13 protein-coding genes are annotated in these 15682 nt (G+C 59.0%); 5 read left to right on the top strand and 8 right to left on the bottom strand.

Going from position 1 to position 15682, the window contains the following annotated elements; translation table 11 throughout:
- Window positions 1-200: 200 nt before the first annotated feature.
- From LOY56_RS10680 to LOY56_RS10670, 3 genes are all read right to left on the bottom strand, one after another.
- Window positions 201-1484, bottom strand: coding sequence for an FAD-binding oxidoreductase (locus LOY56_RS10680; protein ID WP_258621629.1), 1284 nt, complete (start codon window positions 1482-1484; stop codon window positions 201-203).
- A gap of 52 nt (window positions 1485-1536) precedes the next feature.
- Window positions 1537-3027, bottom strand: coding sequence for an aldehyde dehydrogenase (locus LOY56_RS10675; RefSeq protein WP_258621627.1), 1491 nt, complete (start codon window positions 3025-3027; stop codon window positions 1537-1539).
- Window positions 3028-3105: 78 nt separating this feature from the next.
- Window positions 3106-4482, bottom strand: coding sequence for a glutamine synthetase family protein (locus LOY56_RS10670; RefSeq protein ID WP_050681361.1), 1377 nt, complete (start codon window positions 4480-4482; stop codon window positions 3106-3108).
- 280 nt (window positions 4483-4762) lie between these two features.
- On the opposite strand from LOY56_RS10670, the gene LOY56_RS10665 reads away from it, so the two are divergent.
- From LOY56_RS10665 to LOY56_RS10650, 4 genes are all read left to right on the top strand, one after another.
- On the top strand, window positions 4763-5524 hold the full coding sequence (locus LOY56_RS10665; RefSeq protein ID WP_258621624.1) for a gamma-glutamyl-gamma-aminobutyrate hydrolase family protein: 762 nt from the start codon (window positions 4763-4765) through the stop codon (window positions 5522-5524).
- Between the two features lie 231 nt (window positions 5525-5755).
- The gene (potA, locus tag LOY56_RS10660; protein ID WP_258621622.1) at window positions 5756-6898 is read left to right on the top strand and encodes a polyamine ABC transporter ATP-binding protein; all 1143 of its coding nucleotides are present in this window, start codon (window positions 5756-5758) and stop codon (window positions 6896-6898) included.
- Window positions 6899-6927: 29 nt separating this feature from the next.
- Complete coding sequence (locus tag LOY56_RS10655; RefSeq protein WP_258622605.1) at window positions 6928-7809, top strand: ABC transporter permease subunit; 882 nt, start codon at window positions 6928-6930, stop codon at window positions 7807-7809.
- Window positions 7806-8690 (top strand): ABC transporter permease subunit, encoded by an 885-nt coding sequence (locus LOY56_RS10650; RefSeq protein WP_258621621.1) that lies wholly within the window; start codon window positions 7806-7808, stop codon window positions 8688-8690. Before LOY56_RS10655 ends, LOY56_RS10650 begins: the two co-directional genes overlap by 4 nt.
- A gap of 236 nt (window positions 8691-8926) precedes the next feature.
- Here the strand turns inward: LOY56_RS10650 and thpR are convergent, their stop codons facing one another.
- Window positions 8927-9466, bottom strand: coding sequence for an RNA 2',3'-cyclic phosphodiesterase (thpR, locus tag LOY56_RS10645; RefSeq protein WP_258621619.1), 540 nt, complete (start codon window positions 9464-9466; stop codon window positions 8927-8929).
- Window positions 9467-9591: 125 nt separating this feature from the next.
- On the opposite strand from thpR, the gene LOY56_RS10640 reads away from it, so the two are divergent.
- Complete coding sequence (locus LOY56_RS10640; RefSeq protein WP_258621618.1) at window positions 9592-9786, top strand: hypothetical protein; 195 nt, start codon at window positions 9592-9594, stop codon at window positions 9784-9786.
- Window positions 9787-9800: 14 nt separating this feature from the next.
- Here the strand turns inward: LOY56_RS10640 and LOY56_RS10635 are convergent, their stop codons facing one another.
- The 4 genes from LOY56_RS10635 to LOY56_RS10620 all read right to left on the bottom strand — a co-directional run bounded on the left by LOY56_RS10635 (window position 9801) and on the right by LOY56_RS10620 (window position 15626).
- A complete protein-coding gene (locus LOY56_RS10635) occupies window positions 9801-10154 on the bottom strand; it encodes a DUF1428 domain-containing protein (RefSeq protein ID WP_258621616.1) in 354 nt (117 codons plus the stop codon).
- 16 nt (window positions 10155-10170) lie between these two features.
- Window positions 10171-11232: a hypothetical protein gene (locus LOY56_RS10630; protein WP_258621614.1), complete on the bottom strand. Its 1062-nt coding sequence runs from the start codon at window positions 11230-11232 to the stop codon at window positions 10171-10173.
- A gap of 266 nt (window positions 11233-11498) precedes the next feature.
- Window positions 11499-14699, bottom strand: coding sequence for a glycogen debranching N-terminal domain-containing protein (locus tag LOY56_RS10625; protein ID WP_258621612.1), 3201 nt, complete (start codon window positions 14697-14699; stop codon window positions 11499-11501).
- Window positions 14700-14903: 204 nt separating this feature from the next.
- A complete protein-coding gene (locus LOY56_RS10620; RefSeq protein WP_258621610.1) occupies window positions 14904-15626 on the bottom strand; it encodes a DUF2238 domain-containing protein in 723 nt (240 codons plus the stop codon).
- Window positions 15627-15682: the final 56 nt, after the last annotated feature.

Genomic DNA, 15682 nt, shown 5'->3' with positions numbered 1-15682 from the left:
TATTAAATCACGTTTGTGGATGTTGCTCAGCAGGTTCGATAAACGGCAGATAATCGAATAGGTGGATGATAGTCGTCCGTCCCTGTACGAAACCTGTAGAAGCGGTCTTTCTCGCGATGGCGAGGTGTCAGGCGACATCAATGTTGACTGTGCTGCCGTCTTCGCGAGCAAGCTCGGCTCCTACAGGGATTGGGTCTGGCTTATATGCCGAACCGGTCGCGCAGCGCGTAATACGCCGCGCCCATGGCAGTGAGTGGGGCCTGGAAGGTGCGGCCGCCGAGCATGGGCATGTGCGGCAGGGAGGCGAAGGCGTCGAAGCGTTCGGCGTCGCCGCGGATCATTTCGCAGATGAGTTTGCCGGCCAGGTGCGAGCAGGTGACGCCGTGACCGCTGTAGCCTTGCATGTAATAGGCGTTCTTTTCGATGCGGCCGAATTGCGGCATGCGTGACATGGTCAGCAGGAAGTTGCCGGTCCAGCGGTAGTCGATTTTCACGTCCTTCAATTGCGGGAAGGTTTTGAGGATTTTCGGTTTGATCAGTTGTTCGATGTCGTCCGGCTCGCGGGCGCCGTAGACCACACCGCCGCCGTACAGCAGGCGGTTGTCGGCGGTGAGGCGGTAGTAGTCGAGCAGGTAGTTGCAGTCTTCCACGCAGTAGTTATTTTTGATCAGGCTGCGCGCAACCTGTTCGGACAACGGCTCAGTGACGACGATTTGCGAACCGCAGGGCATGCTTTTGCGCGTCACGCGGTTGTCGAGGTCTTGAGGCAGGTAAGCATTACCTGCGATTAGCAGGTACTTGGCCCGCACCACGCCTTTGGCGGTGCGTACGGTGATCGGTTCGCCGTAGGTGATTTCCACGGCGGCGGATTGTTCGTAGATTTTACCGCCCAGGCTGATGATCGCGGCGGCTTCACCCAAGGCCAGGTTCAGCGGGTGGATGTGCCCGCCCTGCATGTCGAGCAGGCCGCCAACGTAGTTGTCGCAACCGACTTCGCGCTGGATGTCCGCTGCGTCGAGCATTCTCAGGTTTTTGTTGCCGTAGCGCTCCCAGCTGCGCTTCTGCTCGGCCAGGCCGTTGAGTTGCTTTTTGTTCAGCGCGGCGAAGATGCCGCCGGGGCGGTAGTCGCATTTGATGTCGTACTCTTTGATGCGCGAACGGATGATGTCGGCGCCTTCAAAGATCATGCTGCCGAGCACTTCGGCGGTTTTATCGCCATAACGCTCTTCGATCACATCGACGTCGCGGCTGTAGGAATTGACCAGTTGGCCGCCGTTGCGACCGCTGGCGCCGAAGCCGACTTTGGCGGCTTCGAGGACGGTAACGCTGTAGCCCGCTTCGCTGAGGAACAGCGCCGAGGACAGACCGGTGTAGCCGGCGCCAATCACGCAGACGTCGCATTCCACCCACTCTTCAAGAACCGGGTAATCACCGATCTGATTACGGGTCGCGGCGTAGTAGCTGTTTACATGAGTCTGTTTCATACGTTTCTCCGAAGGCCGCCGGCACGCGCGGGCGACCGCCGCTGTAAAAGGGTTAGAGCTTGATCCAGGTCGCTTTGAGTTCGGTGTATTTGTCGAACGCATGCAGCGATTTATCCCGACCATTACCCGACTGCTTGAACCCACCGAACGGCGCGGTCATGTCGCCGCCGTCATATTGGTTGATCCAGACGCTGCCGGCGCGCAAACCGCGAGCGAAGGTGTGGGCCTTGCTGAGGTTGCTGGTCCACACGCCAGCCGCCAGACCGAAGATGCTGTCGTTGGCGATCTGCAGCGCTTCTTCCGCGGTATCGAAGGTGATCAGCGACAGCACCGGCCCGAAGATTTCTTCCCGGGCGATGGTCATGGCATTGGTCACACCGTCGAAAATCGCCGGTTCCACGTACAGGCCACCGGTGCCTTCGAGGGTACGATTGCCGCCGGCGATCAGGTGTGCGCCCTGGTCTTTGCCGACCTGGATGTAACGCAACACGTTCTCCAGTTGGCGCTGATCGACGACCGCGCCAACAGTGGTTTTCGGATCGAGGGCGTGGCCCGGTTTCCACGCTTGCAGCGCATCCACCAACAGCGGAATGAACTGCTCGCGAATCGAGCGCTCCACCAGCAAGCGCGAACCTGCTGTGCAGACTTCGCCCTGGTTGAAGGCAATCGCGCTGGCCGCCGCCTGAGCGGCTGCGCGCAAGTCCGGCGCATCGGCGAATACCACGTTCGGGCTCTTGCCGCCCGCTTCCAGCCAGACCCGTTTCATGTTGCTTTGCCCGGCGTAGATCAGCAGTTGCTTGGCAATCGCCGTCGAGCCGGTGAAGGCCAGTACGTCGACGTCCATGTGCAACGCCAGCGCCTTGCCGACAGTGTGACCGAAGCCTGGCAGGACGTTGAACACGCCTTTGGGGATGCCAGCGTCAAGGGCCAATTGCGCGACGCGAATGGCCGTCAGCGGTGACTTCTCCGAAGGCTTGAGGATGAAGGAGTTGCCTGCCGCGAGGGCCGGGGCGAACTTCCAGCTGGCCATGATCAGCGGGAAATTCCACGGGACGATGGCGGCAACGACGCCTGCTGGTTCGCGGGTGATAAGGCCGAGTTGATCGTGCGGTGTGGCGGCGACTTCGTCGTAGATTTTGTCGATGGCTTCGGCGCTCCAGCGGATCGCGTTGGCGGTCGCCGGGATGTCGATGCTCATGGAATCGCTGATCGGCTTGCCCATGTCCAGGGTTTCCAGCAGCGCCAGTTCTTCCTGGTTTTGCAGAATCAGATCGGCGAAACGAATCAGGATGCGCTTGCGCTCGGCCGGGGGCAGCTTGGCCCAGATGCCGGATTCAAATGTGCGGCGTGCAACCTGCACGGCGGCATTGGCGTCGGCTTCGTCAGTGCTGGCGATGTTCGCCAGAAAGCGGCCGTCGACCGGGCTGATGCATTCAAACGTGTCGCCGCTGAGTGCCGGGCGGTATTGGCCGTCGATGAATGCGCGGCCTTCTAGTGTGAGGGACTGGAAGCGTTGCTCCCAGTCGCTGCGAGTGTTTGCCATGGTTGTGACTCTACGCAGAGGAATAAGTAGTCGCCGGACTAAAGCCGACCAATTAACGATTAGAAAACCACGATCCCATCAAACCGTATGCAAGTACCAGTTGTACTCAAGGTCGGAGATGGAGTTTTCGAACTCGGCCAGCTCGCTTTCCTTGCACGCCACGAACACGTCGATGTACAGCGGGTCGATGTAGCGCGCCATGACTTCGCTGTCGTCCAGTTCGCGAAGTGCATCGCGCAAGTTGTTCGGCAGGCTTTGCTCGTTCTGTTCGTAGCTGTTGCCTTCGACCGGGGCGCCCGGTTCGATTTCGTTGGTCAGGCCATGGTGAATACCGGCCAGCACTGAGGCCATCAGCAGGTACGGGTTGGCATCGGCGCCCGCGACGCGGTGTTCGATGCGCACGGCATCTGCCGAACCGGTGGGCACACGCACCGCCACGGTACGGTTGTCGATGCCCCAGCTAGGCGAGTTCGGTACATAGAACTGCGCGCCGAAACGGCGGTACGAGTTGACGTTCGGGCAGAGGAACGCCATCTGCGCCGGCAGGGTCTCGAGCACACCGCCGATCGCGTGACGCAGTGCGGCGTTCTGCTCGGGATCCTCGCTGGCAAAGATGTTGTTGCCTTCTTTGTCGAGAATCGAAATGTGCACGTGCAAACCATTGCCTGCCTGGCCCGGATACGGCTTGGCCATGAAGGTGGTGTCCATCTCGTGGTCGTAGGCGATGTTCTTCACCAGACGCTTGAGCAACACCGCGTAGTCGCAGGCCTTTATAGGGTCGGAGACGTGATGCAGGTTCACTTCGAATTGCGCCGGGGCGCTTTCCTTGACGATGGCGTCAGCGGGAATGCCCTGCTCTTTCGCGCCTTCGAGGATGTCTTGCAGGCAGTCGACGTACTCGTCCAGATCGTCGATCAGATACACCTGAGTCGAGTGTGGACGTTTGCCGGACACCGGCGAACGTGGCGATTGCGGACGACCGTTCACGTTGTCCTGGTCGATCAGATAGAACTCCAGTTCGAAGGCTGCGCAAATGGTCAGGCCCATGTCATCGAACTTGCTCACCACCTGACGCAACACTTCGCGCGGATCAGCAAAGAACGGCTGGCCTTCGAGTTCGTGCATGGTCATTAACAGCTGCGCGGTCGGGCGCTTCTGCCAGGGTTCGATGCTGAGGGTATTGGGGATGGGGAAGCAGATGCGATCCGAGTCGCCGATGTCCAGACCCAGGCCGGTGCTTTCCACCGTAGAACCGTTGATGTCCAGGGCAAACAGTGACGCCGGGAGGTTGATGCCTTTTTCGTAGACCTTATGAAGACTGGTGCGCTCGATGCGCTTGCCGCGCACCACACCGTTCATATCCGCAATCAGAAGGTCGACGTACAAAACCTCAGGATATTTCTTAAGGAATGCGTTTGCTTCGTTGAGTTGAACGGCACGCAGAGGGACCGACATGATGCACCTATTAGCTGTTAATTATTATGTTCACTTCACGTTCACGAGCCCAGTCAACCCGAACGGAAAAGTGAAGTCAATAGCGAACACTTGGCCTCTCGCCCTTTATTTTCTGGGCTTTTTTGGGCATGAAAGTGCCTAGCTAGTCTTGCGAACCGCATAAATCCTGAGGATCTGGCGTGCGGCGTTTAGAATTTTTTACATGAGAGTTGTTAATTAAAATCAACAAGGCTAAGCTCCGGAAAAGCTCGTTCAAGTGTGAAACTTCGAGGTGATAAAAATGGCATTCAAGCCATTGATCGGCGTTACTGCGTGCACTAAACAGATTGGCCTGCACCCCTACCACGTCAGCGGCGACAAGTATTTGCGTGCTGTCAGCGTCGCGGCCTTGGGGTTGCCAGTGGTCATTCCTTCCTTAGGCGATCTGACCGAAATCGATGACCTGCTCGCGCAGCTCGACGGTCTGTTGCTGACCGGCTCGCCGTCGAATGTGGAACCCTTCCACTATCAAGGCCCGACCAGTACCCCCGGCACGGATCACGATCCGCAACGGGACGCCACCACCCTGCCCTTATTGCGCGCAGCCATCGCCGCCGGTGTTCCGGTGCTCGGCATCTGCCGGGGCTTTCAGGAAATGAACGTGGCGTTCCGCGGCAGCCTGCATCAGAAGGTGCACGAACTGCCCGGCTACCTTGATCATCGCGAAGCGGATCACCCCGACCTGGCCGTGCAGTACGCGCCTGCTCATGCGGTGAATATGCAACCGGGCGGTGTGTTCGAAGCGCTGGACTTGCCGCAGGTGTTCCAGGTCAATTCGATCCACAGCCAGGGCATTGACCGACTGGCTCCCGGCCTGCGCGCTGAAGCTGTCGCACCGGATGGTTTGATCGAGGCGATTTCTGTCGAGCACAGCAAGGCCTTCGCCGTCGGCGTGCAATGGCACCCGGAATGGCAGGTGCTTTCGAATCCCCCCTATTTGAGTATTTTCCAGGCGTTTGGCGAAGCGTGCCGGCAACGGGCGGCGCTGCGTAATACGCGCTGACTTCAAAAAGCATTTAACGATTTAACTGCCCCCGTGAGTCTGGCGGGCGTGCCTTTGCGCGCCGGTCGCTCACGTAATAGATGAACCGCAATAACAACAAGTACGACCAGGCAGCCAGGACGGCGGTGCCGAATAAGCCCTGGCACCCGCGCATCGCTCGGCTCGGGTTTGCAATCCACTCTTAAGTCAGGCCGCGTTGGCCCGATGACTGAAACCTGTTGGGAGTTTCATATGGCAAACGCCTCCAGCATCTACAGGAAGGCTCTTGAAGGTCACCAGGCACCGAAAAAGGTGCTGGTGAAAGTCGACCGCGTCACCAAGAAATTCGACGAAACCACCGCCGTGGACGATGTGTCCCTGGAGATCCATCAAGGGGAAATCTTCGCCCTGCTCGGCGGTTCCGGCTCGGGTAAATCGACGCTGCTGCGCATGCTCGCCGGCTTCGAACGCCCGACCGAAGGGCGGATTCTGCTCGACGGTGTCGACATCACCGACATGCCGCCGTACGAACGGCCGATCAACATGATGTTCCAGTCCTATGCACTGTTCCCGCACATGACAGTGGCGCAGAACATCGCCTTCGGCCTCAAGCAGGACCGTTTGCCCGCCAGCGAAATCGACGCCCGTGTCGAAGAGATGCTGCGGCTGGTGCACATGACCCAGTACGCCAAACGCAAGCCGCATCAGTTGTCCGGCGGCCAGCGTCAGCGTGTGGCGTTGGCCCGTTCGCTGGCCAAGCGACCAAAGCTGCTGTTGCTCGACGAACCGATGGGCGCGCTGGATAAAAAGCTGCGCTCGCAGATGCAACTGGAGTTGGTGGAAATCATCGAGCGCGTCGGCGTGACCTGCGTGATGGTGACCCACGATCAGGAAGAAGCCATGACCATGGCCGAGCGCATCGCGATCATGCACCTGGGCTGGATCGCTCAGATCGGCAGCCCGGTCGACATCTATGAAGCCCCGGTCAGCCGCATGGTCTGCGAGTTCATCGGCAACGTGAACGCCTTCGACGGCACCGTGATCGAGGATCTGGAAGGTCACGCGATCATCCACAGCCCGGATCTGCAACAGAAGATCTACGTCGGCCACGGCGTGAGTACATCGGTGCAGGACAAGTCGATCACCTACGCCATCCGCCCGGAAAAAATGCTGGTCAGCACCCTCAAGCCCGAGACTCGCTACAACTGGTCCGAAGGCAAGGTGCATGACATCGCCTACCTCGGCGGCCACTCGGTGTTTTACGTGGAGCTGCCCGGCGGCAAGATCGTCCAGTCGTTCATGGCCAACGCCGAACGCCGTGGCGCGCGCCCGACCTGGGACGATCAGGTCTACGTGTGGTGGGAAGACGACAGCGGCGTGGTACTGCGCTCATGAGAACCTTCAATCAGCAGTTCCTGCGCCTGGTGCCCAGTGGCCGCAAACTGGTCATCGGCATTCCGTTCCTGTGGTTGTGCCTGTTTTTCCTGTTGCCGTTCTTCCTGGTGATGAAGATCAGCTTCTCGGAAGCGGCGCTGGCCATTCCTCCCTACTCCGAGATTTACACCTTCGCCGAACAGAAATTTCAGCTGCTGCTGAACCTCGGCAACTATTCGCTGCTGACCGAAGATGAGCTGTACATCTCGGCTTACTTCGGCTCGTTGAAGGTCGCGTTTTCAAGCACGCTGATGTGCCTGGTGATTGGTTTCCCGATGGCCTACGCCATCACCAAGGCCAACAAGGAAACGCAGAACGTTTTGCTGCTGTTGATCATGATGCCGACCTGGACCGCGATCCTGATCCGCGTCTATGCGTGGATGGGCATTCTCAGCAACAACGGTTTGTTCAACGCGCTCCTGATGTGGACCGGGCTGACGTCGCAGCCGATCGAGATCCTCAACACCAACACGGCGGTCTATATCGGGGTGGTTTACGCGTACTTGCCGTTCATGGTGTTGCCGCTGTACGCCAACCTGGTCAAGCACGATCACAGCTTGCTGGAAGCCGCGTCGGACCTGGGTTCGAGCAACTTCAACAACTTCTGGAAAATCACTGTGCCGCTGGCCAAGAACGGGATCATCGCTGGCTGCATGCTGGTGTTCATTCCAGTGGTCGGTGAGTTCGTGATTCCGGAACTGTTGGGCGGCCCGGAAACCCTGATGATCGGCCGCGTGCTGTGGCAGGAGTTTTTCAACAACCGCGACTGGCCGGTGGCGTCCGCCTTGGCGGTGGTGATGCTGGCGATCCTGATTGTGCCGATTCTGCTGTTCAACCGCAGCCAGGCTAAAGAGATGGAGGGACGGGGATGAAACGCTTCGGATTTTCAAAGTTCATGCTGATTTTCGGTCTGTCGTTTATCTACCTGCCGATGCTGATTCTGGTGATCTACTCGTTCAACGCCTCGAAACTGGTGACGGTGTGGGGCGGCTGGTCGGTGAAGTGGTACGTCGGTCTGCTCGACAACTCGCAACTGATGGGCTCGGTGATGCGCTCCCTGGAAATTGCCTGCTACACCGCGATTGCCGCCGTGGCATTGGGCACACTCGCCGCTTTCGTGCTCACCCGTGTGACGCGTTTCAAGGGTCGCACGCTGTTTGGTGGTTTGGTGACGGCGCCGCTAGTGATGCCGGAAGTGATCACCGGTCTGTCGCTGTTGCTGCTGTTCGTGGCGATGGCCCAGTTGATCGGGTGGCCGCAGGAACGTGGCCTTGTCACCATCTGGATCGCCCATACCACGTTCTGCGCAGCGTATGTGGCGGTGGTGGTGTCGGCGCGTTTACGTGAGCTGGACCTGTCCATCGAAGAAGCGGCCATGGACCTCGGCGCGCGGCCGTTCAAGGTGTTTTTTCTGATCACCATTCCGATGATCGCGCCGTCACTGGTGGCGGGCGGCATGATGTCGTTTGCCTTGTCGCTGGATGATCTGGTGTTGGCGAGTTTCGTCTCCGGGCCCGGCTCGACGACGTTGCCGATGGAAGTGTTCTCGGCGGTGCGTCTGGGCGTGAAGCCTGAGATCAATGCCGTGGCCAGTTTGATTCTGTTGGCGGTATCGATCGTCACGTTCATGGTCTGGTACTTCAGCCGCAAAGCCGAAGCCACCCGCAAACGGGCGATCCAGGAAGCGATGGACCAGACCGCCAGCGAGTCGTGGCAGCAACCGAAAAAGCAGCGGGTTGAAGCGACGGCTTAGTGCTGCGGTTCAGTTAACTGTGGCGAGGGAGCTTGTCGGATCGCCGCACCGTCCCGCTGGGCTGCGAAGCGGCCCCAAAAATTCTGGCTACCTGCCTATTTCTGATCGTTCCCACGCTCTGCGTGGGAGCGATCATGTACGCAGCGCCTTACCACCGCCCCACTCCTCTGTAGAAAAACGGCTTCACCTGGCTTCCTCGGTCAAGGTGAATTTCAGGCGCTCTCGGGCGCCTTTTTTTATGCAGAGACCAACGGCCATTCGGCCAACGCCCGATACCGGCCTTTATGGGATTCGAACAAGGTAAAGCGATCCGCACGCAAGAAAAACTCTGGCGGCGTAATGGATTCAGGAACCGGCGCCCGGTAGTCGCGCATCAGAGTCAAATGTGGACGAAATTCCCGACGAGTGTCTTCAAAGCCAAACGGCAACATGGCCTGCTCCAGCGCATACACCAGCCGCAGCAACTGCGGTTCTGCCTGCGCGGGTGCCAGCAATAAAACGCCGGATCGACGCCAGACTTCCAGACGATCAAGCACCACCGTCAACGGCACGCCGGGCATCCGGACATTGGCGGCGGCCTCGCAGACGCCCGCTATCTGCGCCATCCCCACCGTACCGAGAAACAGCAGCGTCAGATGAAAGTTTTCCGCCGGCACCGGGCGCCCGACATTGAGCTCCAGCGCACTGCGCCATTGGGCGATGGCCCGGCGTTGTTGGGGGGCGCAGTTCAGGGCGAAGAACAGCCGCTTGAACGGCTCACGGGTTTCATCGCTCATGTCTGCCACCTCAAGGTTTCGGGCCCCTTTGATTTTACAAAGGGATATCGCACCAGCAAGTGCATTTCTGGCACCTGCCCGCCTGCGCGTTATAGTTGATGCAACCGAATCGACGGGAGGGCGCCATGCGTCAGATCATCAGCAAAGAGCCATGGTGGGCCGTGCCACCGAAACCCGGCCAGGATGAGTCAGAACTGGAATGGGGCTGGCTGGTTCATTACAACGAAGGCGAACCGCGCTTCGAGTTCATCAAGGAGCGGCCGTCGGACAGCGAGATTCATAACCGTAAAAGCTGCAGGATCACCCCGACGCCGGAGTGATCCTGCCGTTGAGTTCAGGCTTTGACGATCATATCGAAACCGCCAAAAATCATTCGCTGACCGTCAAATGGCATTGGATTGACATCGGGTTGCATGCGCGGATCAGACATGAGTTTCGCCATCCCAGCATCACGGGTGGCTTTATCGGGCCAGACGATCCAGGAAAACACCACGGTTTCGTTTTCCTTGAGTTTTACTGCCATGGGAAACGAGGTCACTTTGCCGTCCGGGACGTCGTTGCCCCAGCATTCGGCGAGACTGAGCGCACCGTTTTCCTTGAAAATCGCGGCGGCGGATTGCGCGTGTTGCTTGAATTTTTCGCGGTTGGCGGTAGGCACTGCAAAGACGCAGCCATCAACGTAAGCCATGATCGTTCTCCTCGGGTTATGGGGTGATCTGCTGGATAGTCGAGTCAGCGTGGCTAAAATCGACAGCGCCAGTATCCAGACCGACCGACGGCTCGACGGTCTCCTCCAGGCTGCCCTCGATCTGCCTGGCCATGTACAGCGTTCCGGCCATGACGCCGGTGGCGGGGTTATCCACCAGTTTCATCCATGCCTTGTCGAACGAATTACCCAAGCTGCTGCGGATCAGCGCTTCGCTATCGGGCCGATCGTTGGCCTGAATAATCGCGCGCACCCCCGCCACTCCCACGGAAATCAGCGCCCCGGCCGCCTTCCCCGCCATGGCGGCCACTGCACTGGCTGCTCCTCGCGGAGCCATCTCGGCTTCTATTCGCTTGCTGGCACGTTTGGCCACCGGCCCCATGCCGGCGTCTGTCGAGGCGATGCCCTTCTCGCCGCCCGCCGTATGGATCTTGTTGATCAGTGCCAGGTAGGCCGGCAATGCATTCAGTTCGGTGTGCACCACCTGATACAGCGATGCGTCACGGGCGGGCGGCGGGCCCAGTGAAATAGCCGGGATTTTCTGGATACGACCGTTGAGCTGCGCCATCGGCACACCATGACGTTTGGAAATAACCTCGAGTTGCTGACCCAGCAGTTGCACGTAAAACGCTGTCGCCTGCCCGAGGATCGCGTCGGGATCAACCTCCACCGCCACCGGAGCCAACACGCGTTGCTGATATTGCTCCAGCAGATAGGCTGCCAGGCGCTTGGATGAAGCATCCTGTTCATCCCCGGCGTTGATGGCGTACCAACTGACCTTCATCGATATCCATTCCTGGGTCCAGTAGCTGCTGAACCACGGAATGAAGACTTCTTCAGTCTGCTGGTAAACCCGCGTGCGCCAGTGTTCCATGGACCCGCGGGCGTAGACCCTGGCCTGTTCGGTGGCCTGTTGCGAAGCGGCGACAATTTCCCGATCCACTTGCTGCCAGGTGCTCTGGGAAACGACCACCGGCACCACGATTACCGGGGCAGGCGTGTGCGTGGCGCATCCCGCCAGCACCACTAACACAGCGACGATCAGCGAACGCAGGTTCAAGATCGCGGTGTCCTACAGTCTTCGCCGAACGGTGTGTCCGACGCTAAAGAACGTGCTGATTTGAGTATAGGTCGGGGGCGATGGCCGTCCGTCAGATGAATGGATGGCGCCCTCAAAGACTTGATTGCAGAGCCAGTCAATTGTTTCTTGAAGGAGACATCACACCTGTGGCGAGGGAGCTTGCTCCCGCTGGGGCGCGTAGCGGCCCCGCAACTTGCCGCAATGGTTCAGATAAAACGTAGGCGAATAAAGCCGCGTTCATCCTGCTAACTGGTACTCAGGATCCGCACCGGCCCTTGGCGATCGAGAACCTCGATCATGACGTTTTCCCCCGAGCGGCGGAGCATCAAGTCCACGCATTCAGCCCCCACGGCCAAACGTCGCAAGTCGATGGTGTCGAGAAACGCCGGGAGTACCGGTTCGTCAAACAGGATGTTGAGCTTCCTCGGCCTGAAGCTCATCCCCAGACACGACTGGATCATCGACAACGGCGCAGCGGCGGCCCAGGCCTGGGGCATGCAGGCGACTGGATAAAACGTCGGCCCTTGGGTGCGTTGCCGGGCAAAGCCGCAGAACAGTTCCGGCAGGCGCCGTAGATCGATGTAGGTCGACGCGGCGAACAGTCCTTCGAAAATCCGCGCCGCGTCCCGACGGTAACCGTAGCGGGCGAAGCCGGCAGCGATCAGCGCATTGTCGTGAGGCCAGACCGAGCCGTTGTGATAACTCATCGGGTTATAACGAGCCTGGGAAGAGGCGACGGTGCGCACGCCCCAGCCGGAAAAGGATGAGCGGTCCATCAGGGTGTCGACGACTGTCGCCGCGCGTTCCGGGTAAGCGATGCCGGCGAACAGGGCATGGCCGGCATTGGAGGTGCGGATTCGACAGGGCTTTTTGCTCCCGTCCAGGGCCAATACATAAGTGCCCAGTTCTTCGTCGAAGAAGCGGTTATCGAATTCTTCGCGCAAGCGTTGGGCCTTGTATTTCAGGCGCTGGGCCCGCTCCGGATCACCCAGTCGACGGGCGATTTTGGCGGCACCGGTCCAGGCGCCATACACGTAGGCCTGAACTTCGACAATCGCAATCGGGCCCACGGCCAATTGCCCATTGGCATGGAAAACCGAATCGTGGCTGTCCTTCCAGCCTTGGTTAATCAGCCCCTCGGCGGACTGCCGGCCATATTCGACAAAACCATCGCCATCGCGGTCGCCGTATTCCTCGATCCAGGTCAGCGCCGCTTCGATATTGGGCCAGAGCTGACGCAGCGTGCCCAGGTCATTGGTGCGCTCCAGGTACGCAGCGGCCAGCATGACGAACAGTGGCGTGGAATCGATGCTGCCGTAGTAGCGTCTGAACGGCACCTCGCCCAACTCGGCCATTTCCCCCAGCCTTATTTCGTGCAGGATTTTACCGGGCTCAGAATCAGCGTGAGGGTCCACAATGGTTGCCTGGTTGGCGGCCAGATGCCCGAGTACGCCTTTGGCGATACCGGGATCGAACCACAGCATCTCCCATGCCGTGATCAGCGCATCTCGTCCGAAAACAGTGCTGAACCATGGAATGCCGGCGTAGGGATATAGCCCCTCACGGGTTTTGGTCATGAGCATGTAGAGGTCGGAAACGCTGCGGCTGACCGCCTCATTGAACACATCATGGGAGGTCACCACAGAGGCCGCCCGCGAAGAGAAGGTGCGTAACTCGCGCCGGGAATCGCGCAATGAAATAAAGAACCCGTGGCGCACAGTAAAAGGTGGATTTGGCACGCCGCAGTTGATGTCCATGAACAGCGACTGGCTTTCTCCCGGAGCCAGTCGGACCTCGAACAACGCCGAATCGCAGGTCAGGCTAGTCGGCACCGGGGCGAAACGCAGGCGGGTCATGCGCCGTTTGTGGTCCAGGCCGGTGTAGGAAAGCACCACCTCTTCATCGGTAATCTCTGCCCGATGCCCCTCTCCGCGTTGCGGGCGCCGGGCACCGCGAACTTCGAACAGGTCTTTGAAGTCAGCTGCGAACTGGATCCTCAATTGCAGATGCTGGGGCGAGTCGTCGAAATTGCGCAGGGTCAGGCGTTCATAACAGGAGCCCTTCCACAAGAACCGTGAGCGGCGCAAATGGATCAAATCGTGGTGCAGAATTTTTTCACCATTGGCATCGAACAGGTCCGGATTGGTCAGGTCGCAGGTCAGCATCGCGTTGTCATCACGCAGCGTGGAACTGAGCAACAACGGCCGCGCGCCGTTAAGTGTCAGGTAGAGCCCGGACAGGTGTCGGGTATCGGTATGGAAAATCCCTTGCGGGCTGTCGTCCGCAAACAGCACGTCGCCATTGGGATCGAACACGGCGAAGGTGTCGTTGTTTTTCAGGTTGCGCAAACGCAACTCTTGCAGCGACGCGGTGGCCGGAATATCGAAGGGTGTGGAGGGATGCCCATAGGTATTGCCCGCCGTCAGATGGCGATACAACTCCAGATAGTGATGGGTCATACACTCGACCGTGAACCGTTCGTCAAACCTGGCTCGCACCTTGCGCCGATCCAACTCTCCCAACCGCTGCACCGCCGCGACCGCCCCGGCGACGCCATCGACGATGTAACCGGACACGCCCTCGTCGATCACTTCCGGCACCGAGCCCTGACCAAACGCGATCACCGGCGTGCCGCAGGCCATGGCTTCGATCATGACCAGACCGAACGGCTCGGGCCAGTCGATGGGAAAGATCAATGCGCGGGCATTGCCCAGCAAGTCTGCCTTTTGGGATTCATCGATCTCGCCGAGAAATTCGACATTCGGATGGGTCGCGATCATCGGTGCGATGACTTCTTCCCAATACACCTGATCAGCCTTGTCGACCTTGGCCGCGATCTTCAATGACAGCCCGGCCTTCGAGGCAATCTCTATGGCGCGGTCCGGGCGTTTTTCGGGTGAGATACGCCCCAGAAACACCAGATAATCGCCGCTCGGCTCAGGGTTGAAGCTCAGCAGATCGCCCGGAATGCCGTGATAGACATTGCCCACCCAATTGACGTCACCCTTCACCGGGGTGCGTTGCGCCTTGGACACCGAAACCAGCGGCACCTCGGGAAAGTGAGGATAAAAGGATTGGTAATCCCCAATATCCAGACGCCCGTGAAGCGTGGTCACGCTGCGCCCGGCCAAGTGTCGAATCAAGGGAAAATGGTAGATATCGACATGAAAATGCATCACGTCGAATTGATCCGCCTGATGCAGGACATGATCGAGCATCAGGATGTGATGAGGTAACCCGTCCTTGACATGTGGATCGAACCGCAGGGCCTGGGGCGCACCTGACTCCAGGCGTGCCGAGGTTTGCGAATCGCCGCTGGCGAAGAGCGTGACATCGTGGCCCTGGCGCACCAGCTCTTCGGTCAGATAAGACACGATCCGCTCAGTGCCACCGTACAAACGGGGTGGACAACGTTCGGTGAGCGGCGCGATCTGAGCGATCCTCATGGAGAGGCCCTCCGTCATGGGGTCGAAGGATAATGGCCTCCAGCACCTCGGTGTTTCCTCTCACTCGGATCTGGCGGCCCTGTCCTCGATTGACGGTACGCCTGCTGCAACAGTTCCATCCGGTTATACGCCTTGGGGCTCACCGGTCGCCGCTCTCCAGACTTCTGAGCAATTGGCGGCTTATCGACATCATTCAATGAGAACTTATGAATTTTTTTCGGAGACATTTAATAGAGCATTTCGATGAGACAACCGTCGCCGGAACCAGGCAACCCATAGCGTGAAGAATGCACCTGCCACAGCCAGTGCCATGTCGGCCTGAGAGTCCCAGGGGTCATTTTGTGCAGCGACAAAAGCTTTCGCCGTGTCTTTCCCCAAGTACTGCCCCCCTATCCATTCCACGATTTCATAGACAGCCGAGGTCGACAGCACGATGTTCAGCGCGATGAAACCAACCCAAAAACCGCGCAGCGGCGTGATTCGCACAAGCACTTCCCGAATCGGATACACCATCAAGAGCCCATAGGTCAGATGGACCAGCCGATCATAGTGATTGCGTTCAAACCCAAGGGTTTTGTTGAGGCTGATCCCGGTCAAGGCTGAGCACCAGCGGTCGTAAGGCACCAGCGCATAGGTGTAGTGCGACCCCAGCTCATGAATACACAGAAAAACGAAAACCAGGCTGATGGAAACGGCAGACAGACGGAACCGTCGGTAAACGCCCACCAGGACCATCACCAGCAGCAGGGCCAGCAGGTTTTCCAGAACCCAATCCACTCGACTATGGGGTGAAATACCCAGCGCTGCGACGATGAGAAGAAATGCAATCAACAGCGCCAGGTCGTATCGCGGATGCTCCTTGGGCGTCATGACCGGCAGAGGTCTGCTGTGAGTAGTCAGGTCTTTTACGCCTATCGACTTGCTCATTGGGCGCCTTCTTCTCGAGTCTTTTAAATTCGAGACACGGCCGTTTCGCAAGTTCG

This window comes from Pseudomonas sp. B21-048 (assembly GCF_024748615.1).
In the GTDB taxonomy this organism is placed as follows: domain Bacteria; phylum Pseudomonadota; class Gammaproteobacteria; order Pseudomonadales; family Pseudomonadaceae; genus Aquipseudomonas.
This window is presented reverse-complemented; position numbering and strand designations above follow the sequence as displayed.